The organism is Pseudomonas mercuritolerans, from assembly GCF_025706525.1.
Taxonomy (GTDB): Bacteria; Pseudomonadota; Gammaproteobacteria; order Pseudomonadales; family Pseudomonadaceae; genus Aquipseudomonas; species Aquipseudomonas mercuritolerans.
The window spans coordinates 697061-720500 of sequence record NZ_JAMSHA010000001.1; the positions used below are offsets into that span (position 1 = coordinate 697061).

The following is a 23440-nucleotide window of genomic DNA, read 5'->3' on the forward strand; positions in this document are numbered from 1 at the left end:
TCCACCAGAAGACGCACCCGCAGATACTTGGCCCGGAAACGGGCCTTTTTGTTTCCGATCGTCAGACTGTCGACATACGAGTACAGCGTTAGGGGTTTACATGAGTGGGGTTGAAACTCGCGGTAAGTCCGTGAGGATCTATTTTCAGTACAACGGGGAGAAATGCCGGGAGACGTTCCCGGGCGGCAACACACCGGCCACCGTGGCCCAGGCCAAGCGCCTGGCCGAGATCATCGAGTACGAGATCCAGACCGGTACCTTCGACTACGCGCGGCACTTTCCCAATTCGGCCAGACTGGTGGAAAACACTTTCGGCCATTACCTGGATCTGTGGCTGAAAATCAAGGCCAACAGTGTCGCGGCTTCCAGCTACCGAGGTTACGCCAACAAGGCCGAAGTGCATGTGCGCCCGCGCTGGGGCAAGGTCCAGATCAACCAGATCGATCACCTAGACCTGCAGGAATGGATTCAGGACACGCTGTCCAAAACCCTGAAGAACAAGACCATCCGCGACATCATCAGCAATGTGCGCCAGGTGTTCCGCTTGTATCGCACGCGCATGAAAGTCGCGCACGACCCGACCGAGGGGTTGATGGTGCGCCTGCCAGACCCCGAAGCACCGGACCCGTTTACCCGCGCCGAAATCCGGCAGATCCTCGAGACCCCGACCCACCGCACTCAGGAACTGCTGATGGTGCAGTTCATGCTGTGGGCAGGTCCGCGTGTATCCGAAACCATTGCCCTGGCCTGGGAGGACGTCGACCTGTCGCAAGGCACGGTGACCTTTCGCCGGTCCAAGGTCCGGGGCGCTTATCGCGTAACCAAAACCCGCCGATCAACGCGGCGGGTGCGCCTGCTGGCACCGGCGTGGGACGCCCTGCGCAAGATCGATGCGCTGAACCGCAACCGAAAAGCGGAAACCGTGGAGGTGGTTGAGCGGGACAACAAGACGGTGCGAAAACACAAACTGCACTTCGTGTTCCTGAACACCAAAACCGGGCTGCCGCATGCCAATGACTTCGTGGTGCGCGATCGTTTCTTCAAGGCGCACTTGCTCGCCGCCGGCGTTCGTTACCGGGGGCCGGGACAATGCCGGCACACCTACGCCAGCCAGTTGCTGACCACCGGGGTGGCGTCGATCGACTGGATCGCCGAACAGATGGGACATACCAACGGCAACATGATCCGTCAGCACTACGGGACGTGGATTAATGAAGACGGACCTGATGTGGTCGGAATGCTGCAAATGGCCTTGAAACTGTCACCGGTTACTTCCACGGGGGAACAAGACGGCAAATCCGGTCTGCCGGCATCCGGTCATCCAGTGTAATAGCAAAACTCGGTCACCAACGCCCGAAAAAAAAGCCCCCACACCAGGAGCCAGGTGCGGGGGCCGATTTAACATAGGTGGAATTCTGTCTATAGCTCAAGGCCAATGTTCACTACTCGCATCCCGACCATATAATCAAGTCCACTATGTATGAAGCATGCCCAACGTTCGCGAATGATGAATTTAACTTGAAAAATAGTCATGTTGTTGCGGGCGGCGCTCCAATAATAGCGCCTGTGGCTATTGAGAAGAACGCAGATTCTGCGTCGCTAAACTCCATTATTTCCCGGGTATCCGGCTTTTTAGATCTTTGTTTTAATGCAAAGAACTTAGATAATTCCAGAAGCGTATTGATTATCTCAAGACGAGAAGTCGTTGCATTAGGAGTGATAGTCAAGCCGTAATGACGACATTCCCTACCAGATGCATCGTCGTCCTTGAAAACAATCACCTCACGCTCATCATTTAAATCTTCATGCGCACGTTCATAATCGATTCGCATCATCCCGGCATTAACAGCAAAACCTGAATCTTCAAGTTTGCCACCTTTCGTCTTCCGATACCGCAACTCATTTAAGACGTCAAGAATCCGGTTTGTATCATCTACTTTGAAAGATCTGAAAAACGAAACCGCCTTCTCGTTACGCTCTTTGCGTAAATCAAATGTCGCAAACTCCACAAATTCGCCACCGCACGACTCTGTCATAGTTACACTGCTATCAACCTGTGACCAGCACAAGTGACCGCGAATATCGCTTGGCTTCAGATACCGATACACCAGAGTTTCTGCGGAGTGTTCAGTCATTTGATAATTCCTTGAAGATTCAGTAGCTTCCATATATTTTTTGAATTTCTAATATTAGTGGTAAGTTTAGCAATCCCCGAAACTCGTATCGAGCCTTTTGCTTGACGCTGAGCATAGGAATATTCAACTTCAGAGTTACCACCTATCAATAGAGTGAGAGTGCCCTCACCCTGCATAGTGACCCCGATCTTATAAGTTTCAACATCTAAAAAATAGTTTGGTTGCTTTTCTTGCAACTCTGGAAGATAACGAGTGAGCTGCGACAATGCTTGCAATATAGCGTCAATATTGCTGCTATAAGAAACCTGAGTATTACTGCAATACTCTCTTTCTATCCATTGGCTAGCAATCTTTTCAATTTGCTCGCACCACTCTGTGTGCTGCGAGTTAAAAAACCTATCGGCTAGGAAACTAACGTTCCCATGTTGGTCTATGCTTGGCTTTAAATCTCCGTTTTCAATGGCATCATACCAAGACAACCTTTCATCAATAAAATGACGATCTTCCGGGTCATATACTTCAGCAAAACTCTCAGTATAAAAAACCTGCTCTGTAAACTGTGAATCAATAGCTTTTTGAGTTTGTTTTTTCTGCAAGTACATTGGCTGAGCAAGCGTCACAAAATGATCTTTTACATAATAATGACCAACGCTTGCAGTGGAAACCTTGTCCTCAATTTTTTTCGCCATCATCGTTTTCCAAAAATTGATTTAGGGCTTTCAGCAAGTTTTGAGTAATATCCTTTGTCAAAACTACAGAATCAAATATTGCTTCAGTCTCACCCGGAAGCGCCGTAATAAAATCAATGATTAAGACGTTTGAGGTTTGAGCAGCTTTGAAGCCTGAAACCAGGGAAGGAGGAGTGTGACGTTGCAAACTTTCCTTTTTTACTTTCGACATGTCTATTCCAATTTATATAAAAACGGCGGTCGTGACGATTAGGTGCTACGACGCAGCAAGCCGAGCATAGCACGTTGGGTTTAAAGCGTGAGGCTCCAGAGGAACCATTAGAACTCCTCCGGAATGGCATTGAACAGGGACAGCGTAGCGGGAAGAGGCATAGCTTATGACTGCTAATGAACGTCGCGTAGCAGGGATAGGCTCACCTCACCGGACACATTCAGTTCGATGCGTCTTGTTAACCGTCGCAGATGCTGGATCCCTATTGAAGCGCTGCCGTTGTTTCCTATGCATTATCAGCTACGACGCCCTAAGAATGCCGTATTCGCAGAATCGCGTCTGTTAGCGCCCGTGCGTTTCTGTCCAGCGTCTCTACGGCCATATTTGCGGAAAGGGCAACATCTTCTGCCCCTTTCTCTGAAAGCCACCTAGTGACCTCCTCTATAGCCGCCCCCAAGGCATGCTGGTTATGCAGAAGCAGTGTCAATGCATCCGCCGTGGCAATGTTGAATTGTGAGTCAGTTGGCATCGAAATCGTCCGTGAAGAAGGGTTCCGAATAAGCCTAGCTCATCGCATCGTTGGAGAAGGCCAATCAACCATTAGCTGGTGGCTATTTGCGCACCAAAATACCGCCCAAGATCCATGTCAGTCCCATCTCAGTCCCATCTAGCCTTTTTTCAAAAGCCAAAAACCACAAACCCCTAACTTTCTCTAGGAAAATCAGGGGTTTGCGTTTACTGAATGTGGCGGTGAAGGAGAGATTCGAACTCTCGATACAGTTTCCTGTATACACACTTTCCAGGCGTGCTCCTTAAGCCACTCGGACACTTCACCGTATCTCTGCAGACATGTTCTGTCTGTCGAGGCGCGCTAATGTAGTCGAAAGCTTTTCCGATGGCAAACTTTTTTTCAGAATTTTCATGTGCTTAAGAGAGGCCGTTGCGTTCAGCCAGAGCGGACCATGGCAAACCCGCCAATCTCGGGTAAGCCGTGCGCTTCCTTTTATAGCAGGCAACACGCGCGCGACGCTGGCCGAAGCGCAAAACGGTGACTGGCAGGTCAGTCACGGCGCTTTACCTGGCTTGCGGCGGTGGGTAACGTCTGCCCATCTTTCTAATAAGGAATAGCGTCATGAGCGAGTTGATTGCCTACCACCTCGAAGACGGTATCGCGACCCTGACCCTGAACAATGGCAAGGTCAACGCGATTTCTCCGGATGTGATTGCGGCGTTTAACGCGGCGCTGGATCAGGCGGTGGCGGATCGCGCCGTGGTGATCATTACCGGGCAGCCGGGGATCCTCTCGGGCGGGTATGACCTGAAGGTGATGACCGCCGGCCCGAAAGAAGCCGTTGCGCTGGTGACGGCCGGTTCGACCCTGGCCCGCCGCCTGCTCTCTCACCCGTTCCCGGTGATCGTTGCTTGCCCGGGGCACGCCGTGGCCAAGGGTGCTTTCCTGCTGTTGTCCGCCGATTACCGCATCGGTGTCGACGGCCCGTTCAGCATCGGCCTGAACGAAGTGCAGATCGGCATGACCATGCACCACGCCGGTATCGAACTGGCGCGTGATCGCTTGCGGCGTTCGGCTTTCCATCGCTCGGTGATCAATGGCGAGATGTTCGATCCGCAAAGTGCCGTTGATGCAGGCTTCCTCGACAAAGTCGTCGCTGCCGAAGAATTGCAGGGGGCCGCGCTGGCTGCCGCGCGGCAGTTGAAGAAGATCAACATGCTCGCGCACAAGAACACCAAGCTGAAAGTGCGCAAGCAACTGCTGGAAACCCTCGACGACGCCATCCTGCAGGATCAGCAACATCTGGGCTGACTCGTCCAGGATCTGCCGATAAGTGAATAGCCCGACCCTCGTGTCGGGCTTTTTCTTACGTCATACGTCGAAGATTCGCGGAAAGCTCTAGGACGCGCCTGACAGGCAAGACTGAAACATGCGCTTAAACATCGGCCATCTCCGGACTCTATAGCGGCAATTGCCGAAAACAGTGCACATCCGTACACTGCGCCACCTTTTGTCCCGGTGGGCCTGCAAAAATGCTGTTTGCGTTTCGTATGTTGTTGATGGGCCTGCACTTTATTCTCGCGGGTGTGCTCGGCGTGATCCTTGGACTGTGCCGCCCGTTCAACCCGGACAACAGCCGACTGTGCGCCCGCCTTTACGCTTTGCCGGCGATGTGTATCTTGCGTTTGCGGGTCAGGTCCGAGGTCAACGGCTTGATGAACAAGCCCGACAGTTGCGTGATCATTGCCAACCATCAGTCCAACTACGATCTGTTCGTCTTCGGCAATGTCGTCCCCCGCCGCACCGTGTGTATCGGCAAGAAAAGCCTGAAGTGGGTGCCTTTGTTCGGCCAGTTGTTCTGGCTGGCCGGCAATGTGTTGATCGACCGTGGCAATGCGCACGAGGCGCGGCAGTCGATGCTGACGACGACCCACACCTTGCAGAACGAAGACACCTCGATCTGGGTGTTTCCGGAAGGCACCCGCAACCTCGGTGAAGATTTGCTGCCGTTCAAGAAAGGCGCGTTCCAGATGGCAATTGCCGCCGGCGTGCCGATCGTTCCGGTGTGCGTGAGCAGCTATATCAAACACATGCGCCTGAATCGCTGGCGCAGCGGGGACGTTCTCATACGTTCCTTGCCGGCGATTCCTACAGTCGGATTGACCATGGACGACATGCCCATGCTGATTGAGCGATGCCGCGAGCAGATGCGCGAGTGCATTGAATCGATGGATCGGCAACTGCAAGCCGCGTGAAACAAGACCCGCCCTGTGCGGGTTTTCTTTTGCCGGGTGAACTGTAGAAGTTTCACTGACTCTCAAGCAGCGACACGGCTAAGCTGAAGCCTTGTTCCCCTGCCATCTGCCAAGAAGAAGTGAATCACCACCATGGGTCGAGTTGTTGCTGCTGCGGTGTACAGCGAGGGTAAGAAAGTCACCAATATTGCGCTGGACGAAGGTGCCGCCTGGGCGGCCAAACCCGGCCACTTCGTGTGGATCGGCCTGGAAGAACCGGACGCACAGGAATTATCCAACCTGCAACGTCAGTTCAACTTGCATGAACTGGCCATCGAAGACGCGCTGGAAAAACACAGCCGACCGAAACTGGAAACCTTTGGTGACGCTTTGTTTATCGTCACCTACTCACCGGTTCGCGAAAACGGCGTTTTGCAATTCATCGAAACGCATATCTTCGCCGGCAGGGGTTACATCATTACCGCACGCAACGGCCACTCCGCGTCGTACGCCTATGTGCGTCAACGCTGTGAAGCGCGCCCGCTGTTGCTCGAGCACGGGGAGGATTTCGTTCTGTATGCGCTGCTCGATTTCGTCATCGAAAATTATCAGCCGGTGGGCGAAGCGATCCACGCCGAGATCGATGAGTTGGAGCGCAACGTGCTGTGCAGCGCCCTCAACGAGCGAGACATCCAGAAGCTGCACGGTTTGCGCCGTGATGTGGTGCGCTTGCGCCGGTATGCGGCGCCAATGGTGGAAATTGGCGAAGAGCTGCAAAAGCTCAGTTTCCCGTTCATCGACAAGAACATGCGTCCGTACTTTCGCGATGTGCAGATTCACGTGACGCGGCAGATGGAAGACCTGAGCACGCTGGCGGACATTGCCAGCCAGACCATCGAGATTGGCGTGTTGCTCGAGGCATCACGGCAGAGCGTGGTGCAGCGCAAGTTTGCAGCGTGGGCGGCGATTCTGGCGTTCCCGACGGCGGTGGCGGGGATTTACGGGATGAACTTCCAGAACATGCCGGAATTGACCTGGCATTACGGTTATTTTGCGGTGCTGGGGTTTATTGCGGTGGGGTGTGTGAGTTTGTGGGCGAGTTTCAAGCGGTCCGGGTGGCTGTAGCCGGGACCGCGTTGCCCCGGATATTCGCGAGCAGGCTCGCTCCCACAGGGATTGTGGAAGCAGACCCTTTTAGCGTTGAGCCGCTTCCGGCTTGTGCGCCACGAAGCGCATCATCCACTCCGCTACCGTTGCGCCATGATGCTCCTGCTCTAGGCTCGCGACCCCCTTGCTGTAGATCTGCGAGCCCAGCGCTTCCTGGCGCAGATCGAGCAGCGCGCGCGAATAATCGTGAATGAATTCCGGGTGGCCCTGGAAGCACAGCACTTGATCGTTGATGTGATACGCCGCGAACGGGCAGAAATCGCTGGACGCGATGACCGTGGCGTTTTCCGGTAGCTCGGTGACCTGATCCTGATGACTGATCAGCAGTGTCAGCTCTTCGCGCACCGGGCTCATCCACGGCGCCTTGGCTGCCAGCTGATAGCTGTGAGTGCCGACGCCCCAGCCTTGGGAAGCACGCTCGCTCTTGCCACCAAGCAGCAGTGCCAGCAATTGATGGCCAAAGCACACGCCGAGCAATTTGTCGCCACGTTCGTAGCGATTCAGAAGATAGGTCTTGAGAGTCTGGATCCACGGATCCGTGCCGAACGAATCGGCCTTGCTGCCAGTGACCAGATACGCATCGAAAATCTCGTCGTCGCTTGGATACTCACCCTTCACCACGTTATAGACAGTGAACTCAGCGGCGATCGGTTGCTGCGAGAACAGGCGCTGGAACATCTGCCCATAGCCCTGATATTGGTCAATCAATTCGGGCCGCAGGATGTCGGTTTCGAGAATGCAGATGCGCAGCGACATAAAAAATACCTGACACGTGATGGGAATAATGAACACCCCAGAGCCTGCCTTGAAACACCCGGCCAAGGCAAGCCCCGAAATGCTCGTTGGCCTAGAACATTTCACCTTTCGCCGCTTTGTCCAGCAGCAGCGCTGGCGGGGTAAAACGTTCGCCGTATTGCTCGGCCAGATACTGCGCGCGGGCGATGAAGTCCTTCAGGCCATACTGGTTGATGAACTGCAGCGCCCCACCGGTCCACGCGGCGAAACCGATGCCGAAGATCGAGCCGACGTTGGCATCCGCCGTCGAGGTGAGCACGCCCTCCTCCACGCAACGCACGGTTTCGATGGCCTGCACAAACAACAGCCGATCACGCACATCCTTCGCAGAGATCTGTCCGTCGGCCTTCTCGAAGCGCGTTTTCAGCTCCGGCCATAAATGCTTCTGCGAGCCCGCTGGATACTCATAAAAACCGCCTCCGGCAGCTTTGCCCGGTCGTTTGAATTCATTGAGCATCAAGTCAATCACGGCAAAGGCCGGGTGCTCAATCAGCGGTTTCCCCTCTGCTTGTAAGTCCTTGGCCGTCTGCTGACGGATATGGCTCATCAGACTGAGGGAAACTTCGTCGGAGATTGCCAGAGGCCCGACCGGCATCCCAGCCTTGCGCGCTTCGGTCTCGATCATCGGCGCACTGACGCCCTCGCCGAGCATGGCAATGCCTTCGTTGGTGAACGTGCCGAACACCCGCGAGGTAAAGAAGCCGCGACTGTCGTTGACCACGATCGGAGTTTTCTTGATTTGCAGCACGAAATCGAAACCGCGAGCGAGTGTTTCGGCGCTGGTCTGCGCACCTTTGATGATTTCCACCAGCGGCATTTTTTCTACCGGACTGAAGAAATGCAGGCCGATGAATTTACTTTGATCGGCCACCGCCGTCGCCAGACCGGTGATCGGCAGCGTCGACGTATTGGAAGCAATGACCGCTTCGCCGCCCACGACCTGTTGCGCGGCGGCGGACACCCTGGCTTTGAGTTGGCGATCCTCGAACACCGCTTCGATGATCAGATCGCAACCGGCCAGATCGGCATCACTTTCGCTCGCAACGATTCGCGCCAGCACCGCTTCGCGCTGTTCGGCAGTCATTTGGCCACGGGTAACTTTCTTGTCCAGCAGCGCTGCGGAATGCGCTTTGCCCTTCTCGGCAGCGGCGAGGTTGATGTCCTTGAGGACGACGTCGATACCGGCCGAGGCGCTGACGAACGCGATGCCTGCGCCCATCATTCCGGCGCCGAGCACACCGACTTTGCGGGTTTTATAGGGCGCAAAACCTTGCGGCCTGGAACCGCCGGCGTTGATCTCGTTCAACTGGAACCAGAACGTACCGATCAGGTTTTTCGAGATTTGCCCGGTCGTCAGCTCAGTGAAGTAGCGGGTTTCGATCAGGTGCGCGGTGTCAAAATCGACCTGAGCGCCCTCCACTGCCGCGCACAGAATCTTCTCCGGCGCCGGCAGAGTGCCTTGGGTTTTCGCGCGCAGGATCGACGGCGCAATCGCCAGCATCTGCGCTACTTTCGGGTTCGATGGCGTGCCGCCGGGAATCTGGTACCCCTTGACGTCCCAGCGCTGCACTGCCGCCGGATTGGCCAAAATCCAAGCACGCGCCTTGGCCAGCAATTCATCTGGATCCGCTGCCAATTCATCAATCAGCCCGGCCTGCAACGCCTGTTGCGGGCGCACTTTCTTGCCTTCAAGCAAGTACGGCAACGCTTTTTCGATGCCGAGCATGCGCACCATGCGCACCACCCCGCCGCCGCCCGGCAAAAGGCCCAGGGTCACTTCCGGAAGACCGAGTTGCACCGAGGCGTCATCAACAGCAATGCGGTGGTGACAGGCCAGGCAGATCTCCCAGCCGCCGCCCAGCGCAACGCCGTTGATCGCCGCGACCACCGGTTTGCCGAGGGTTTCCAGGCTGCGCAATTGCGCCTTGAGGGTCAGCACCATGTCGTAGAAGGCTTTGGCTTCGGGCTTGCCGACCTTGATCAGTTCATTGAGGTCGCCGCCGGCAAAAAAGGTTTTCTTCGCCGAAGTGATGATGACTCCGGCGATGCTGTCTTTCTCGGTCAGCAAACGAGCAACGCAAGCGGCCATGGCCTCGCGGTACACGGCGTTCATGGTGTTGGCGCTCTGGCCCGGCATGTCCATGGTCAGCACGACGACGCCGTCCTGGCCTTTTTCGTAACGAATGGCTTCGCTCATAACAGGGTTCCTTGAAGTCGTGGCTCAGAGGCGTTCGATGATGGTGGCAATGCCCATGCCGCCGCCGACACACAGCGCCGCCAGGCCGTAGCGCAGGTTGCGCGCCTCCAGTTCATCAAGCAGGGTGCCGAGGATCGCGCAACCCGTGGCGCCCAGCGGGTGGCCCATGGCGATCGAGCCGCCGTTGACGTTGACCTTGCCGGGATCGACGGCCATGTCCTTGATGAATTTCAACACCACCGAAGCAAACGCTTCGTTGACCTCGAACAGATCGATGTCTTCCACGCGCAGCCCGGCCTTGGCCAGCGCTTTGCGGGTCGCCGGCGCCGGGCCGGTGAGCATGATGGTCGGGTCGGTACTGGTGACGGCCGTGGCAACGATGCGCGCCCGTGGCTGCAGGCCCAACGCGCGGCCCTTGGCTTCGGAACCGATGAGCATCAACGCCGCACCGTCGACAATTCCGGAACTGTTGCCGGGCGTGTGCACGTGGTTGATCCGCTCGACATGGCTGTAGACCCGCAACGCCGTGGCGTCGAAGCCCATCTGCCCGATCATTTCGAAACTCGGCTTGAGCTTGCCCAGGCCTTCGAGGGTCGATTCGGCGCGGATAAATTCATCGTGATCAAGAAGGATGATGCCGTTCTGATCCTGCACCGGCACCAGCGACTTGTTGAACGAGCCATCGGCCCGCGCTCGTGCGGCTTTTTGCTGCGAGTGCAGCGCGTAGGCATCGACGTCCTGCCGGCTGAAGCCTTCGAGGGTAGCGATGAGATCGGCGCCAACACCTTGCGGGGTGAAATGGCTGTGCAGGTTGGTCTGCGGGTCCAGCGCCCAGGCGCCGCCATCGCTGCCCATTGGCACCCGCGACATCGACTCGACGCCGCCAACCACCACCAGATCCTCGAAGCCCGAGCGCACTTTCATCGCGCCAAGATTCACCGCTTCCAGACCCGAAGCGCAGAAACGATTGATCTGCACACCGGCGACGCTGACGTCCCAGTCGGCCACTTGCACCGTCGTCTTGGCGATGTCCGAGCCTTGATCGCCAATCGGCGTGACGCAGCCGAGGACGACATCATCGACCTGACTGGTGTCCAGCGCGGTGCGCGCCTGCAAGGCGTTCAGCAAACCGGCCACCAGGTTGACCGGCTTCACGCTGTGCAGCGCGCCATCGGCCTTGCCTTTGCCACGCGGGGTGCGCAACGCATCGAAAATCAAAGCTTCAGTCATGACGTCCTCGAACCTGATTTATTGTCACTTCACTTTCGGCCTGTGCCGACTGGCAAGCAATGACCACATTGCTCAAAGCGCTTGACGCACACGCTCAGACGGACGGTCATATGACATCAGGTGAACCGGTTCAGGTCGTCGAGTTGTCTAGCCAGCGGGCGGCAAAGAAGCTGGCAATACGCCTCATGTCCTTTTAAAAGCATTTTTGAAGATCACCATATGAAATGGATCTAAGCGATGGCTGACGTGGGCTCTAAGGTGAAGATGTACGCCATCGTCGTCGGGTTTTGCCCAGACGGGCGTCTTTTAACAGGAAGTGCACCGCGTGCCGTCAGGGATATGCAGTCAGGCATGCATCAGGAAATAACAATAAAGGCGGTCAAGCCATGTTCAAACAACCGAAAGTACGTCAAGCAGGACTCATTCTTTTCGCCACGACGCTGTTGTTGATCTTGCCGAATCTGACCAAGGTCATCGGCTGATTCAAACGTCGCGTGCTGTATATCGCCACTGAAAATGTGACTGGCCCGCTACCCGGGCCAGCGTGGTTGTGCCAACCTTTGCGCACTTCAACGACATGGACGGCGATCATTTGAAAACGCTCATTGCGCTCGGTGCCTTGCTACTGAGCTTGCCCTTGTCTGCCGCACAACTGGATCTGCAGTTGGGCGCAAACAGCCGCACCTGGCAGACCGAAGAACTGCTCAAACATCCCCAGCTGCAAACTCTCACGATCAACAATGATGTCTCCTACAAGAAGGACATGACCTATCAAGCTGTGCCTCTGGCCGCGTTGCTGAAGGGGGTCAAGCCGGAGGATCACTTGCAGGCGGTGGCGCTGGATGGCTTTGCCGCAGAGTTGGCCGCTGCGCCCTTGCTGAACAAGGACGGCGCACGCGCATGGCTGGCGATCGAGGATCCGGCGCAGCCGTGGCCTCCGTTATCCGCCGGCAAACACAGCGCCGGGCCGTTCTATCTGGTCTGGACCGATCCGCAGGCCGGCAATATCAGCCCCGAACAGTGGCCGTTCGAAGTCGCCAGCATCAAGTTGATGGCGCCAGTGGCCCAACGCTTTCCTGCCCTGCTGCCCGATCCTGCCTTGAAGGCCGATGATCCGGTGAACAAGGGTTTTGCCCTGTTTCAGAAAAACTGCCTGGCCTGTCACCGGTTGAATGGTGCCGGAGACGCGCAGTTCGGTCCGGATCTGAATATTCCGTATAGCCCGACCGAGTATTTTGGGGCGGATTTCTTGAAGCGCTACATCCGCGATCCGCAGAGTTTGCGTCAGTGGCCGCAGGCGAAGATGCCGGGGTTTTCGGAAGAGGTGTTGCCGGATGGGGATCTTGAAATGCTGGTGGGGTATCTCAAGCATATGGCCGGCCGCAAAGCTAAACCCTGATCAGCAGAAAACTTTGTAGGAGCTGTCGAGTGCAACGAGGCTGCGATCTTTTGATCCTGTTTTTTACAGATAAGATCAAAAGATCGCAGCGTGCCGCAGCTCCTACAAGGCCCCGCAATTACTGTTGCTGCACGGAAATCACCGGCGTTGGCGAGACGAACACCTTCGCATGCATCTGCTCGCAACCGCCGCCCCGGCGCATGCCACGGACCGGGCAGGCATCGAGATAATCCAGGCCGACCGCCAGCTTCAGGTGTCGCTCCGGGCGCGCCAGTTGGTTGGTCACGTCGAAGCTGTACCACGCGTCGTCCAGCCACGCTTCTGCCCAGGCATGACTGGCCAGATGCTCGCAATCTTCGCTGTACAGATAACCCGACACGTAACGCGACGGCACACCGAGACTGCGCGCGCAGGCGAGAAACGCATGGGTATGATCCTGACAAACCCCGGCGCGACCGGCGAAAGCTTCGGCGGCGCTGGTGTCGACTTCGGTGGAGCCCGGCGTGTAGGTCATGTGCTGATTCAGACCGTGCATCAAGTCGATCAGCGCGGTGCGATCTCGCCGTTGCTTGCAGTTTTTCGCGGCAAACTCGCGCAAGGCTTCATCGGCTTCGGTCAGGCGCGTGAAGCGCAGGAACGGCAGGGCTGACTGGCTTTCATGTTCGGCCTCGCGCAACTCATCGATATCGACCTGACCTCGGGCACCAATGATGATCGCTTCGTGCGGTTCGTCCATGGTCAGCACATGCAGGATGTTGCCGAACGGATCGAGCTGCGCACGCACCGGACGCGGCAGGTCGAGTTGCCAACTGAGGACATGCTGGCGCTCGCTGTCGTGGGGCGTCAGGCGCAGGTACTGGATGCTCGCGCGCACCTGATCTTCGTAGTGATAGGTGGTCTCGTGGCTTATGGAAAGTCTCATGCAGCCTCCAGGTAGGAACTGTGAATGGCGTTGCCCAACTGGCGCACCAGCGGGATGAATTCGGTCAGCCAGGCGTGCAGGCCTTCTTCGAGGATTTCGTTGATGCCGGTGTAGCGCAGGCGCGCGTCCATTTCCGCCGCCAGGCGTTGTGCCGGGCGGCCGTTGGCGCCTGGCAGTTGCGCGAGGATCTGGTCGATCTCTTCGGTACAGGCACGCAGCGAACGCGGCACGTCGGCGCGCAACAGCAGCAGTTCGGCGACATGCCGGGCCCCGGGCGCGTCGCGGTAGATTTCGGTGTAGGCCTCGAATGAGGACAAGGCGCGCAGCAGCGCACTCCATTGGTAATAGGCGTGCGCCGTGCCGTCGCTGACTGCTTCGGCCTGATCGCCGGCCATTTCGTAACGGGCATCGAGCAGGCGCAGCGTGTTGTCCGCGCGCTCGATAAACGTGCCCAGGCGAATAAAGCGAAACGCGTCGTTGCGCATGATCGTGCCGTATGAGGCGCCACGAAACAGGTGCGAACGTTCCTTGATCCATTCACAGAAACGACTCATGCCATAGCGGCTCAAGCCCTGTTCGGCGATGCCGCGAATCTCCAGCCAGGTCGCGTTGATGTTTTCCCACATGTCCGCAGTGATTCGCCCGCGTACCGCATGAGCACTGGCCCGCGCTGCACCAAGGCAGCTGTAGATACTGGCCGGGTTGGCGGCATCCAGTGCGAAGAAATGCAGCAGGCGCTCTGCGTGCAGGTCGCCGTGGCGTTCAAGGTAATCGTCCAGGGTGCCGGTGATCAGCAACGGCATGGCGAGTTCGTGCAGACCGTCGCCGCGCCCGTCCTGCGGCATCAGCGACAGCGAATAACTGATGTCGAGCATGCGCGCGAGATTCTCCGCACGCTCCAGGTAACGCGACATCCAGTACAGATCCGAGGCAGTTCTACTTAACATGGCAAGCTTCCTTCAATCCTCGACTACCCAGGTGTCCTTGGTGCCGCCGCCCTGGGAGGAATTCACCACCAGGGAGCCTTCACGCAACGCGACACGGGTCAAACCGCCAGGCACGACACGGGTTTCGCGACCGGACAACACAAACGGACGCAAATCGATATGGCGCGGTGCAATGCCGTTTTCGACAAAGGTCGGACAGGTCGACAGCGACAGCGTCGGCTGCGCGATGTAGGCGTGGGGTTTGGCTTTGATGCGCTCACGAAAGGCATCGATTTCCGCCGTCGTCGCGGCTGGCCCAACGAGCATGCCGTAACCGCCGGAGCCTTGGGTTTCCTTGACCACCAGTTCCGGAAGATTGGCCAGCACGTGGGACAGCTCGGACGGGTTGCGGCACTGCCAGGTCGGCACGTTTTTCAGAATCGGCTCTTCGTCGAGGTAGAAACGGATCATGTCGGTGACAAACGGATACACCGATTTATCGTCCGCCACCCCGGTGCCGATGGCGTTGGCCAGCACCACATTGCCGGAGCGATAGGACGACAACAGCCCAGGCACGCCGAGCATCGAGTCCGGGTTGAATGCCAGCGGATCGAGGAAGGCATCGTCGAGGCGGCGATAGATCACGTCGACCGCTTTCGGGCCATCGGTGGTGCGCATGAAGACTTTGTCGTCACGCACGAACAGATCCGCACCTTCGACCAGTTCCACGCCCATTTCCCGGGCAAGAAACGCGTGCTCGAAGAACGCGCTGTTGAAGCGTCCAGGCGTCAACACCACCACGCTCGGATTGTCGATCGGGCTTGAGCTTTTCAGGGTGTCGAGCAGCAGATTGGGATAGTGATCGATCGGGGCGATGCGCTGGGCGGAGAACAGCTCGGGGAACAGGCGCATCATCATCTTGCGGTCTTCGAGCATGTAGCTGACGCCGCTGGGTGTGCGCAGGTTGTCTTCGAGAACGTAATAAGTGCCATCGCCATCGCGCACCAGATCGACGCCGGAGATATGCGAGTAGATGTCGCGGTGCAGATCCAGGCCCTGCATTGCCAACTGGTATTGCTCGTTGGCCAGCACCTGCTCGGCGGGAATGATCCCGGCCTTGATGATGCGCTGCTCGTGGTAGAGGTCGGCGAGAAACATGTTCAACGCCTTGACCCGCTGGATGCAGCCGCGCTCGACAATCCGCCATTCACTGGCGGGGATGCTGCGGGGAATGGTATCGAACGGAATCAGGCGCTCGGTGCCCTGCTCGTCGCCATAGAGCGTGAAGGTGATCCCGGCACGGTGGAACAGCAGATCGGCCTCGCGGCGGCGCTGCGCGAGCAGCTCGTCGGGCGTCTCGGCCAGCCAGCGGGCAAATTCTCGGTAATGCGGGCGGACCAGGCCGCCGGCATCGTACATCTCGTCAAAATAGGTGCGGATCATGCCGTACTCCTTGTCACTCCGGACATACAGGCCTTCGCAAGGCCCGTGCCATCGGCATAAACGCTTTGATTTCAATCGGTTGTAGATCCACGCCGAAGGCTGCGCACCATTCCTGTGCGGCAAATGCCCCGGCCCGATTGCCCCCGCTTCATTGCGACGCACTGCATCGCCTATCACCAGCATAGTCAGAGTTGATTTCACTGCCCGGCCACGACTGCGGATAATCCGCGCATTCGCTGCAAAACTTCCCCGGCACGCCGCCGCGAAGTAGACAGCTCAACCGATCTGAACTGCCTTGGCAGCCCCGCCCCGACAGGACTTTATTGCATACCCGTCTTCCCTTTTAGCCACCCTCTCCGGTGGCTTTTTTTTGCCCGGGATTCTTGTTTCAGGGTTTTGCCACTGCGATGTGCAGAAGCCAGAAACGACAACGGCCGACCCGAAGGTCAGCCGTTGCCCGACAGACAATGCGCAATATCAATTCAACCGGTAACGATTGCGCACCTCCTGCTTCACGCCCCAACCTTCGATAATGCCGCCCAGCGGTTCGACCACGGCTGAAAAGCCTTGCTCGAAATCGCCGATGTCGTCATAGGTTGCGTACATCACTTTGCTCAATTCCAGCGACCAGGCGCCGTCGTCGCGCGCACTGACCTGGGCATTGATGGATTCACCGCGAAATTTGCCTGCTGCCCTGCGCGCCCGCTCCTCGTCCGGGAAAATCGCGTAGAACTCGATGGGATGGAACCGGGAAAAATCGAAACCGCCTTCTTTCATGCGGCGCAGAACGTTGCTGCTGATGTCTTCTTGATAGGCTGTGCTCATGAATCGTCCCCCTCGATTGATGGATAGACTTTCCGTATTCCCGCCCCGGGCCTTTTGGCCTAAGTACTACGGCAACGTGGTTGCGCGCGGGAAACAAGCATGTAGCTGACAAGACCAGACCTTAGCGATCCATTCGCTGATCTCGCTTGCAGAGTAGCCCCAAGAGAGCGCCGCTGCCAAGGCCTGGTTTACGAGATGACAGGAAGTGTTCAGACAGGGGTGATGCTGCGGATTTCGATGCCGTTCTGGGTCTTGAGGTTTTTCACCCCGGCATCGGCGGTGCGCCCTTCCAGATCGTTGAGATCCAGCTTGGCGGCGACCGGAAGAAGCCGCTCTTTGACGAGCCGTGCGGCTTCATCATCGGACGGGCATTCCTCACGTTCGAAGACTTCATCGACAATTTCACCGTGATCATCCACGAAAGTGACTTTCCACTTTTGCATCAGTGCCTCCTCGATCAACCCGTAAATGGGCTTACCTCTATCTCGACTTTTTTCCGCGATAGTTGGTTCAAAAGGATTACAGCCGACAACGGTGAAAATAACCATCCGATCGATAGTGCGGGCTCTGTGGCGAGGGGATTTATCCCCGTCCGGCTGCGCAGCAGTCGTAAGACCGTCCATTGCGGTTTGACGGAGACACCGCGCAGGCCGGTTCAGGGATGCTGCGCATCCCAACGGAGATAAATCCCCTCGCCACAAAATCTTCCTTGCAGAGCGACGTCAGGGTGATCAGTCGTTGCTCGGCTTGTTGACCGCCTGCAGCACGTATTGCGGCAAGGCGAACGCGCCGATGTGGATTTCCGGGTTGTAGTAACGGGTGACGATGCCGCTGCCGATGAAGCGCTGTTGCAGGGTTTCACGGCTGAGCTTGCGGTAGGCCGGGTTGGTCGAGCCCCAGGCGAAGGTCATCGAACCGCCGATGTAGGTCGGCACGGCGGCCTGATAGAAATGCCAGTCCGGGAACAGGCTGCGCAGGCGACCGGCGGTGGTTTTGACTTCGTCGATCTGCATGAACGGTGTGCCGTTCTGAGTGACGAGAATGCCGCCTTCGTTCAGGCAGCGGTGGCATGCCTGGTAGAAGTTCTCCGAGAACAGCACTTCGCCCGGGCCGATCGGGTCGGTGGAGTCGGAGATGATCACGTCGAATTTTTCAGTAGTGGTGGCGACGAAACGCATGCCGTCATCGATCACCAGGTTCAGGCGTGGATCGTCGTAGGCTCCGGCGGAATGGTTCGGCAGGAATTCCTTGCACATGTCGACCACGGTGCCGTCGATTTCAACCATGGTGATGTGCTCGACGCCGGCGTGCTTGGTCACTTCGCGCAGCATGCCGCCGTCACCACCGCCGATGATCAGCACGCGCTTGGCAGTGCCATGGGCGAGGATCGGCACGTGGGTGAGCATCTCGTGGTAGATGAATTCGTCGGCTTCGGTAGTCTGGATCACGCCGTCCAGCGCCATGACGCGGCCCATGCGCGGGTTCTGGAAGATCACCAGATGCTGGTGTTCGGTGCGCACTTCGTGCAGCAGTTTTTCCATGCGAAAACGCTGGCCGTAGCCTTCGTAGAGGGTTTCCAGGTACTCGCTGGTCTTGGTGACGGTCATGGTCAAGTGCTCCGATAAATGCGCGGGCGCCATCGTGGGGACGATTGCCCGGGAAAGGCGCGCATTCTACGTTGCCGAAGATGACAGGTCGAACCTCCGGTTGTTTTTTACCAGCGCAAACCACTGTGGGAGCGAGCCTGCTCGCGAAAGCGCAGCATCAGTTGCCGGTGATGGCGACTGACCCAACGTCTTCGCGAGCAGGCTCGCTCCCACAGGGATGACCGTGTGATCGAAAATCAGCTCAGATCCGGACGTTGCCCCGTGGCCCGGCAATCGCCCAGATGATCAGGCCCAGCACCGGCAGGAGGATGATCAGCAACACCCAGACGATTTTCATTCCGGTGGAGGCGCCGCTTTTCAGCACGTTGATGATGGCCCAGATGTCGAGGGCAAGGATGATCAGGCCAATCAGACCGTTGAACGTGGAACCCATGGTGTCGCTCCAGAATAGTGGCATGCACTTTTAGGATAGACGGTCGCGCGCAGGGTTCCCTTTTATTGCGTTCAGACGTGAACGGCGACCTTCAAGGCTTCCAGCGCTGGCGTGGCGGCGATGCCGACCTCGGCGCACAACTCCAGCACGCGGGGCACATCGTTGCCGTAGACCAGGACCATTTGCAGCTCATCGTCGAGCAACTGGCTGAAATTCATCAGCGTGTAACCGCCGTTTTCCTTGTTCAGGCTGCTCATCTGCACCTGGATGCGGTTGAGGGCGGTCAGCGCTTCGGTCTTGGCCAGTTGCTTGGGCTTGAGATTGAAATCCACGCCCGGACCAAACGAGGCAACGATTTGTGCGAACAGATCGACGTAGGTATCGGCCTGAAACAGCACGGTTTCCGGCAGGCTACCGACCACTACCCACTCGCCCAGCGGGATCGGGAAAGTGTCGTCGTAGTTGATGTCCGGATTGGCGGCCAGAAAAGCCTCGGCATCGGCGTAGGCCTGAGCGGCTTCGTCAGCCACTTTCAGGATCTCGTCCTCGCCCATGCAGCCGGAGCTGATTTTGCTGATGAGTTCGACGAGTGCGGCTTTCATGAGGGCGGATCCTGTGGTGGCAATGGATTTTTCGGGCGCGCAGGATAGCGCAGAAAGACAAAAGATCGCAGCCTTCGGCAGCTCCTACAGATTCTGCGTTTGAGTACGAACAAGCTGCGACCTATAGACGTTTATCAGGCCAGCAATTTTTCCAGCTGCGCGGTGGTATCGACTGCGCCCATGGTCCGCGCCGCATCCAGCGCGGTCACGCCGTTAGCGTCCTTGGCTTTCGGGTCAGCGCCCTGGCCAATCAGGTAGTCGACGATTTCAACGCGGTTGAACATCGCCGCCATCATCAGCGCGGTACGGCCGTCGAAGGAAGAACCTTCAATCTCGGCGCCCGCCTCGACCAGCGCCTTGACCACCGCCAGATCGCCCTTGAACGCAGCGCCGGCAATCGGGCTCTGGCCGTTGCCATTGCGCATTTCCGGATCGGCCTTGTGTTTAAGCAGGACCTTCACCGCATCGACATGGCCGTAGTAGCTGGCGAGCATCAACAAGGTATCGCCCTTGCTGTTTTTCAGGTTCACCGGCAGCCCGGCGCTGACCAGGCGATCAAGCATCTCGGCATCACCGTGGCGCGCCTTGTTGAAAACCTGCTCGGTGAATTCGGCAGCTTCTTCAGGGGTCATCTGGCGGCTTTGGTCGGACATGGGGCACTCCATTTCGGTCTATCGGAAAGCCGACAGTTTCCCGAGCGCGACGGTGGCTGTCACTCGGTTTTTTCCGAGCGTCCCGATAGCCACACTCAATATCGATGTTTGCCCTGTTGAATTTCAGCGAGGATTTGCTCACTGACATGCACATAGGTTTCGCTGCCCGGCAGCCAGGCGAAGATCGGGTCATCGCCGGTGAGCCCGGGGTCAAAGCCTTCCGTTTTCAGGCGAGTCTTCTGGTATTTGAAGGTCCCGGTGGTTTCCATTTTCACTTTCACCCGCAAGAACAACGGCACGGCATAAGCCGGCATACGTTGCCGGACGAAACTCAGCAGTTCAGCGAAATCCAGCGTGGCCAAGGATTCGGCGGGAGTAATTGCAGCCATCCCCGCACGCCCGTTGGTGTTGGGGATCTCCACACCGTAGGCCACGGCTTCAGCGATCAGCGGATGTTGCAGCAACAAATTCTCGACTTCGGTGGTCGACACGTTTTCACCCTTCCAGCGATAGGTATCGCCGAGGCGATCAACAAATTGCGCATGGCCGAAACCGATATTGCGCAGCAGGTCGCCGGTGTTGAAAAAGCGATCGCCCTTGTTGAACACATCGTGGAGGACGACGCGGGCGGTTTTCTGCGGGTCGGTGTAACCGTCCAGCGGTGCCTTGTCGTCGATCCGCGCCAGCAGCAGGCCCTGCTCGCCCTTGCCGACCTTGCGCATGAAACCATCATCGCCGCGCAATGGCTCGCCACTGTCATGGTCGTAAGCGACCAGTTCCCACGCCATCAGCGAAAACCCGACGGTGTTGTCGAAATTGAGGATATTGGTGAAACCGATGTTGCCGTCGCTCGCCGCGTACAGCTCACAAATGTGCTCGACGGCAAAACGCGTCTTGAACTCGGCCCAGGCACCAGGACGCAAACCATTGCCGATCATCTTGCGCACGTCGTGCCGGCTGTCATCGGCGCTGACCGGTTGCTCGACCAGGTAGCGACACAGCTCACCGACATAGCCGATGGTAGTTGCGCGATAGCGGCGCACGTCATTCCAGAACTGGCTGGCGCTGAACTTGCGGCGGATGGCGAAACCCGAAGCGCCGTTGATCGCCGATCCCCAGCACACGCACAGGCCCGTGGCGTGATACAGCGGCAAGGTGCAGTAAACGACATCATCCGGGCGCATATCGAGGGCGATCATGCCGAAGCTCGCCGAACTGCGCATCCAGCGTCCATGCTTGAACACTCCGGCCTTGGGCAGGCCGGTAGTGCCGGAGGTGTAGATGTAGAAACACGGATCGTCGAAGAAAATCTGTGCGCTGCTCGGCGGGTTATCGCTGCTGGCGTCAGCACTGGCGCTGATCAGATTGACGTAGCCCTCAGGCGCGATGCCCGGATGGCTGTAGGTGTCCTGATCGGCGACGAACCAGGTGCGCGGCGCTGCGATCGCAACCTGATCACGCACGCCGGCATAGGCAGCGGTCAGTTCTTCACCAACCACAATAGCCACCGGCGCAACCAGATTGATGCTGTGAACAAGCGTGTCGCGCATCAACGAGGTATTGAGCAGCGCACTCACCGCGCCGAGCTTGGCCAGCGCCAGGATTGTCACCAGTAATTCCGCACGGTTCTCGATAAACACCGCGACCACATCGCCCTTGCCGATGCCTTGCTCGCTCAGGTAATGCGCAATGCGATTGGCCCACTGATTGACCTGTGTATAGGTCAACGCCACGTCGCCCTGCAACAACGCCACACCATCGGGATTGCGCAGCGTCGCCTGCTCGAACGTCCAGCCCAGGCCGCACGTTTGGGTCGGATCCGTGACGTTGGCCACCTTCATGCCTTTGACCACCCGGGGGATGGCCTTGGCGATCATCGGCAGTTTGCGGAGCATCATGCCCCAGGTAATCGTGTCGCTTGGTGCGTGACGCATGAAAGCTCCCCGTTCGATCTTGACGTGCAGACCGCTGTTCTTGTTATCGGGTAATGACTGCGACCGACGCGTTTACGCCGTGGGTCGAGAAGGAAAGTACGTCAGTGCTCGCGGGGCTGTACACGCGGTTTTTGCAATGATTTGTATCCCGTCGCGCCTTCGGGGAAGAGCGGATTCTGGTACGGACGTTTGGTTCCGTTGTACGGAGAAAAATCACGCAAAATGCAGGATGCACGATGGCCATTCATGCAGATTGCACGACGCCTGCAAAATGCAATGCCTTCAACTTATTGATTTTAAAGGGATTTTATTCGCATCAATACTGGCACAAACGCTGCAACTACCTCCGCATGCTTGCCATTCAAGTACATACGGAGCTGATGACATGAGCCTGATTCAAGAAAAATTTACATCGCTGTTCTCCAACTACGAAGTCAGCACTGCCCCACGTCCTGACGGTGGCATCCTGCTCACTCTGCGTAGCAGCGACGGCAAAGTCTTCAAACGCGCCCTCTCGTATCAGCAACTGCATGCCGGTGACCAACTGTCGTGGGCGATCAGCGCGATCCGCCGCGACCTGGCCGAACAAGCCAGCGAGCTGCCGCAAATTGCAATGCTGCAGAGCCAGCAGCGTTTTGCTCTGCCGACGTATCACTCGCTGTAATTTGCTTTAAACAAAAACAGGCCGTGGAGCATGCGCTTCACGGCCTGTTTTTATGTGCTCAGGATTTTTGTAGGAGCTGCGGCACGCTGCGATCTTTTGCTCTTGATTTCATGCCTAAATCGAAAGATCGCAGCCTCGTTTCACTCGACAGCTCCTACAGGGATGTGTGCAATGGTCAGAACGCTTCCGGTTCGATTCCAGTAAAGCTGTCAACCGTCACGTGCCCTGCCAACTCCCCGCCTTCACGCGCCAGACCGCAGGTTTTCATGCCGGCTGACTGGGCAGCGTCGAGCTCCTCGACGATATCCGACAGGAACAGGATTTCCTCGGCTTCAACACCTACCGCCTGCTGAATGTTGCGGTAGGACTGCGCTTCACGCTTCGGCCCTGATGTGGTGTCGAAATAGCCGCTGAACAGCGGTGTCAGATCCCCCGCCTCCGAGCAACCGAAAATCAGTTTCTGCGCCTGGATCGAGCCGGACGAGTAAACAAACAGTTGATAACCGGCCGCATGCCAACGTCGCAGCGCTTCAGCGGCATCCGGATAAACATGTCCTTTCAACTGCCCTGCCTGATAGCCCTGCGCCCAGACCATGCCCTGCAATGCCTTGAGCGGCGTGGCTTTGCGGTCTTCGGCGATCCAGCTCAAGAGGATTTCAACAACCCGTTCAACATCGGCCTGCGGCTCGTTGCTGTCGCGACGCACGGCGTCGAGCTGTTCGGCGACATCAGCACGCGAAGCGTTCTGCCGCACAAATTCGGGCAAATGTTCGGCGGCGTAGGGAAACAGCACGTCGAAGACGAAACTCACCGCACTGGTGGTGCCTTCAATGTCGGTGAGGATGGCTTTGATCGACACGGTT

Annotated in this window: 24 protein-coding genes and 1 tRNA gene; 6 read left to right on the forward strand and 19 right to left on the reverse strand. The window is 57.5% G+C overall.

Features of this window, described 5'->3' with window-relative positions:
- The first annotated feature begins 100 nt into the window (after positions 1–100).
- On the forward strand, positions 101–1330 hold the full coding sequence (locus tag ND528_RS03150; RefSeq protein ID WP_263469660.1) for a site-specific integrase: 1230 nt from the start codon (positions 101–103) through the stop codon (positions 1328–1330).
- Positions 1331–1529: 199 nt separating this feature from the next.
- Here the strand turns inward: ND528_RS03150 and ND528_RS03155 are convergent, their stop codons facing one another.
- From ND528_RS03155 to ND528_RS03175, 5 genes are all read right to left on the reverse strand, one after another.
- The gene (locus ND528_RS03155) at positions 1530–2135 is read right to left on the reverse strand and encodes a hypothetical protein (protein ID WP_263469661.1); all 606 of its coding nucleotides are present in this window, start codon (positions 2133–2135) and stop codon (positions 1530–1532) included.
- Positions 2132–2824, reverse strand: a complete 693-nt coding sequence (locus tag ND528_RS03160) for a hypothetical protein (RefSeq protein WP_263469662.1) — start codon at positions 2822–2824, stop codon at positions 2132–2134. The genes ND528_RS03155 and ND528_RS03160 overlap by 4 nt, the downstream gene beginning before the upstream one ends.
- Positions 2808–3035, reverse strand: coding sequence for a hypothetical protein (locus ND528_RS03165; RefSeq protein WP_263469663.1), 228 nt, complete (start codon positions 3033–3035; stop codon positions 2808–2810). Before ND528_RS03165 ends, ND528_RS03160 begins: the two co-directional genes overlap by 17 nt.
- Before the next feature lie 310 nt (positions 3036–3345).
- Entirely contained in the window at positions 3346–3564 is a 219-nt protein-coding gene (locus ND528_RS03170; protein WP_263469664.1) for a hypothetical protein, read from the reverse strand.
- A gap of 216 nt (positions 3565–3780) precedes the next feature.
- Positions 3781–3870 (reverse strand) — tRNA-Ser (locus tag ND528_RS03175).
- A 297-nt stretch (positions 3871–4167) separates the two neighbouring features.
- Between ND528_RS03175 and ND528_RS03180 the strand changes: the two genes are divergently transcribed.
- The 3 genes from ND528_RS03180 to ND528_RS03190 all read left to right on the forward strand — a co-directional run bounded on the left by ND528_RS03180 (position 4168) and on the right by ND528_RS03190 (position 6905).
- Positions 4168–4857 (forward strand): crotonase/enoyl-CoA hydratase family protein, encoded by a 690-nt coding sequence (locus ND528_RS03180; RefSeq protein ID WP_016773796.1) that lies wholly within the window; start codon positions 4168–4170, stop codon positions 4855–4857.
- A 221-nt stretch (positions 4858–5078) separates the two neighbouring features.
- The gene (locus ND528_RS03185; RefSeq protein WP_263469665.1) at positions 5079–5801 is read left to right on the forward strand and encodes a lysophospholipid acyltransferase family protein; all 723 of its coding nucleotides are present in this window, start codon (positions 5079–5081) and stop codon (positions 5799–5801) included.
- 132 nt (positions 5802–5933) lie between these two features.
- Positions 5934–6905 (forward strand): magnesium and cobalt transport protein CorA, encoded by a 972-nt coding sequence (locus ND528_RS03190; RefSeq protein ID WP_016773794.1) that lies wholly within the window; start codon positions 5934–5936, stop codon positions 6903–6905.
- A 69-nt stretch (positions 6906–6974) separates the two neighbouring features.
- Here ND528_RS03190 and ND528_RS03195 read toward each other — a convergent pair whose 3' ends face one another.
- The 3 genes from ND528_RS03195 to ND528_RS03205 all read right to left on the reverse strand — a co-directional run bounded on the left by ND528_RS03195 (position 6975) and on the right by ND528_RS03205 (position 11169).
- On the reverse strand, positions 6975–7703 hold the full coding sequence (locus ND528_RS03195; protein ID WP_110645140.1) for an amidotransferase: 729 nt from the start codon (positions 7701–7703) through the stop codon (positions 6975–6977).
- Positions 7704–7794: 91 nt separating this feature from the next.
- Positions 7795–9939 (reverse strand): 3-hydroxyacyl-CoA dehydrogenase NAD-binding domain-containing protein, encoded by a 2145-nt coding sequence (locus ND528_RS03200; protein ID WP_263469666.1) that lies wholly within the window; start codon positions 9937–9939, stop codon positions 7795–7797.
- 24 nt (positions 9940–9963) lie between these two features.
- Positions 9964–11169, reverse strand: coding sequence for an acetyl-CoA C-acetyltransferase (locus ND528_RS03205; protein ID WP_263469667.1), 1206 nt, complete (start codon positions 11167–11169; stop codon positions 9964–9966).
- 577 nt (positions 11170–11746) lie between these two features.
- On the opposite strand from ND528_RS03205, the gene ND528_RS03210 reads away from it, so the two are divergent.
- On the forward strand, positions 11747–12568 hold the full coding sequence (locus ND528_RS03210; protein WP_263469806.1) for a c-type cytochrome: 822 nt from the start codon (positions 11747–11749) through the stop codon (positions 12566–12568).
- 118 nt (positions 12569–12686) lie between these two features.
- Here ND528_RS03210 and ND528_RS03215 read toward each other — a convergent pair whose 3' ends face one another.
- The 10 genes from ND528_RS03215 to ND528_RS03260 form a co-directional block, all read right to left on the reverse strand.
- The gene (locus tag ND528_RS03215) at positions 12687–13490 is read right to left on the reverse strand and encodes a transglutaminase family protein (protein ID WP_016773789.1); all 804 of its coding nucleotides are present in this window, start codon (positions 13488–13490) and stop codon (positions 12687–12689) included.
- Positions 13487–14437 carry an alpha-E domain-containing protein gene (locus ND528_RS03220; protein WP_016773788.1) on the reverse strand — a complete coding sequence of 317 codons (951 nt, stop codon included), beginning with the start codon at positions 14435–14437 and terminating at the stop codon, positions 13487–13489. The genes ND528_RS03215 and ND528_RS03220 overlap by 4 nt, the downstream gene beginning before the upstream one ends.
- A gap of 12 nt (positions 14438–14449) precedes the next feature.
- Positions 14450–15859, reverse strand: coding sequence for a circularly permuted type 2 ATP-grasp protein (locus ND528_RS03225; RefSeq protein ID WP_016773787.1), 1410 nt, complete (start codon positions 15857–15859; stop codon positions 14450–14452).
- 477 nt (positions 15860–16336) lie between these two features.
- On the reverse strand, positions 16337–16684 hold the full coding sequence (locus tag ND528_RS03230; RefSeq protein WP_003223226.1) for a ribonuclease E inhibitor RraB: 348 nt from the start codon (positions 16682–16684) through the stop codon (positions 16337–16339).
- 209 nt (positions 16685–16893) lie between these two features.
- The gene (locus ND528_RS03235; protein WP_024012230.1) at positions 16894–17127 is read right to left on the reverse strand and encodes a hypothetical protein; all 234 of its coding nucleotides are present in this window, start codon (positions 17125–17127) and stop codon (positions 16894–16896) included.
- Positions 17128–17415: 288 nt separating this feature from the next.
- Positions 17416–18291: a polyamine aminopropyltransferase gene (gene speE / locus ND528_RS03240; protein ID WP_016773785.1), complete on the reverse strand. Its 876-nt coding sequence runs from the start codon at positions 18289–18291 to the stop codon at positions 17416–17418.
- A 241-nt stretch (positions 18292–18532) separates the two neighbouring features.
- Complete coding sequence (locus tag ND528_RS03245; RefSeq protein ID WP_016773784.1) at positions 18533–18724, reverse strand: PLDc N-terminal domain-containing protein; 192 nt, start codon at positions 18722–18724, stop codon at positions 18533–18535.
- A 71-nt stretch (positions 18725–18795) separates the two neighbouring features.
- Positions 18796–19326: a hypothetical protein gene (locus tag ND528_RS03250; protein WP_263469668.1), complete on the reverse strand. Its 531-nt coding sequence runs from the start codon at positions 19324–19326 to the stop codon at positions 18796–18798.
- Positions 19327–19460: 134 nt separating this feature from the next.
- On the reverse strand, positions 19461–19979 hold the full coding sequence (locus ND528_RS03255) for an ankyrin repeat domain-containing protein (protein ID WP_263469669.1): 519 nt from the start codon (positions 19977–19979) through the stop codon (positions 19461–19463).
- A 95-nt stretch (positions 19980–20074) separates the two neighbouring features.
- Positions 20075–21913: a long-chain-acyl-CoA synthetase gene (locus ND528_RS03260; RefSeq protein WP_125918577.1), complete on the reverse strand. Its 1839-nt coding sequence runs from the start codon at positions 21911–21913 to the stop codon at positions 20075–20077.
- Between the two features lie 385 nt (positions 21914–22298).
- Between ND528_RS03260 and ND528_RS03265 the strand changes: the two genes are divergently transcribed.
- Positions 22299–22577, forward strand: coding sequence for a DUF3509 domain-containing protein (locus ND528_RS03265; protein ID WP_016773780.1), 279 nt, complete (start codon positions 22299–22301; stop codon positions 22575–22577).
- Between the two features lie 175 nt (positions 22578–22752).
- On the opposite strand, the gene mtnC is transcribed toward ND528_RS03265, so the two are convergent.
- Complete coding sequence (mtnC, locus tag ND528_RS03270; RefSeq protein WP_263469670.1) at positions 22753–23436, reverse strand: acireductone synthase; 684 nt, start codon at positions 23434–23436, stop codon at positions 22753–22755.
- Positions 23437–23440: the final 4 nt, after the last annotated feature.

Coding starts and splice junctions, on each gene's coding strand:
- ND528_RS03150 (WP_263469660.1), top strand. CDS start 101: ATGAGTGGGGTTGAAACTCGCGGTAAGTCCGTGAGGATCTATTTTCAG.
- ND528_RS03155 (WP_263469661.1), bottom strand. CDS start 2,135: ATGACTGAACACTCCGCAGAAACTCTGGTGTATCGGTATCTGAAGCCA.
- ND528_RS03160 (WP_263469662.1), bottom strand. CDS start 2,824: ATGGCGAAAAAAATTGAGGACAAGGTTTCCACTGCAAGCGTTGGTCAT.
- ND528_RS03165 (WP_263469663.1), bottom strand. CDS start 3,035: ATGTCGAAAGTAAAAAAGGAAAGTTTGCAACGTCACACTCCTCCTTCC.
- ND528_RS03170 (WP_263469664.1), bottom strand. CDS start 3,564: ATGCCAACTGACTCACAATTCAACATTGCCACGGCGGATGCATTGACA.
- ND528_RS03180 (WP_016773796.1), top strand. CDS start 4,168: ATGAGCGAGTTGATTGCCTACCACCTCGAAGACGGTATCGCGACCCTG.
- ND528_RS03185 (WP_263469665.1), top strand. CDS start 5,079: ATGCTGTTTGCGTTTCGTATGTTGTTGATGGGCCTGCACTTTATTCTC.
- ND528_RS03190 (WP_016773794.1), top strand. CDS start 5,934: ATGGGTCGAGTTGTTGCTGCTGCGGTGTACAGCGAGGGTAAGAAAGTC.
- ND528_RS03195 (WP_110645140.1), bottom strand. CDS start 7,703: ATGTCGCTGCGCATCTGCATTCTCGAAACCGACATCCTGCGGCCCGAA.
- ND528_RS03200 (WP_263469666.1), bottom strand. CDS start 9,939: ATGAGCGAAGCCATTCGTTACGAAAAAGGCCAGGACGGCGTCGTCGTG.
- ND528_RS03205 (WP_263469667.1), bottom strand. CDS start 11,169: ATGACTGAAGCTTTGATTTTCGATGCGTTGCGCACCCCGCGTGGCAAA.
- ND528_RS03210 (WP_263469806.1), top strand. CDS start 11,747: ATGGACGGCGATCATTTGAAAACGCTCATTGCGCTCGGTGCCTTGCTA.
- ND528_RS03215 (WP_016773789.1), bottom strand. CDS start 13,490: ATGAGACTTTCCATAAGCCACGAGACCACCTATCACTACGAAGATCAG.
- ND528_RS03220 (WP_016773788.1), bottom strand. CDS start 14,437: ATGTTAAGTAGAACTGCCTCGGATCTGTACTGGATGTCGCGTTACCTG.
- ND528_RS03225 (WP_016773787.1), bottom strand. CDS start 15,859: ATGATCCGCACCTATTTTGACGAGATGTACGATGCCGGCGGCCTGGTC.
- ND528_RS03230 (WP_003223226.1), bottom strand. CDS start 16,684: ATGAGCACAGCCTATCAAGAAGACATCAGCAGCAACGTTCTGCGCCGC.
- ND528_RS03235 (WP_024012230.1), bottom strand. CDS start 17,127: ATGCAAAAGTGGAAAGTCACTTTCGTGGATGATCACGGTGAAATTGTC.
- speE (WP_016773785.1), bottom strand. CDS start 18,291: ATGACCGTCACCAAGACCAGCGAGTACCTGGAAACCCTCTACGAAGGC.
- ND528_RS03245 (WP_016773784.1), bottom strand. CDS start 18,724: ATGGGTTCCACGTTCAACGGTCTGATTGGCCTGATCATCCTTGCCCTC.
- ND528_RS03250 (WP_263469668.1), bottom strand. CDS start 19,326: ATGAAAGCCGCACTCGTCGAACTCATCAGCAAAATCAGCTCCGGCTGC.
- ND528_RS03255 (WP_263469669.1), bottom strand. CDS start 19,979: ATGTCCGACCAAAGCCGCCAGATGACCCCTGAAGAAGCTGCCGAATTC.
- ND528_RS03260 (WP_125918577.1), bottom strand. CDS start 21,913: ATGCGTCACGCACCAAGCGACACGATTACCTGGGGCATGATGCTCCGC.
- ND528_RS03265 (WP_016773780.1), top strand. CDS start 22,299: ATGAGCCTGATTCAAGAAAAATTTACATCGCTGTTCTCCAACTACGAA.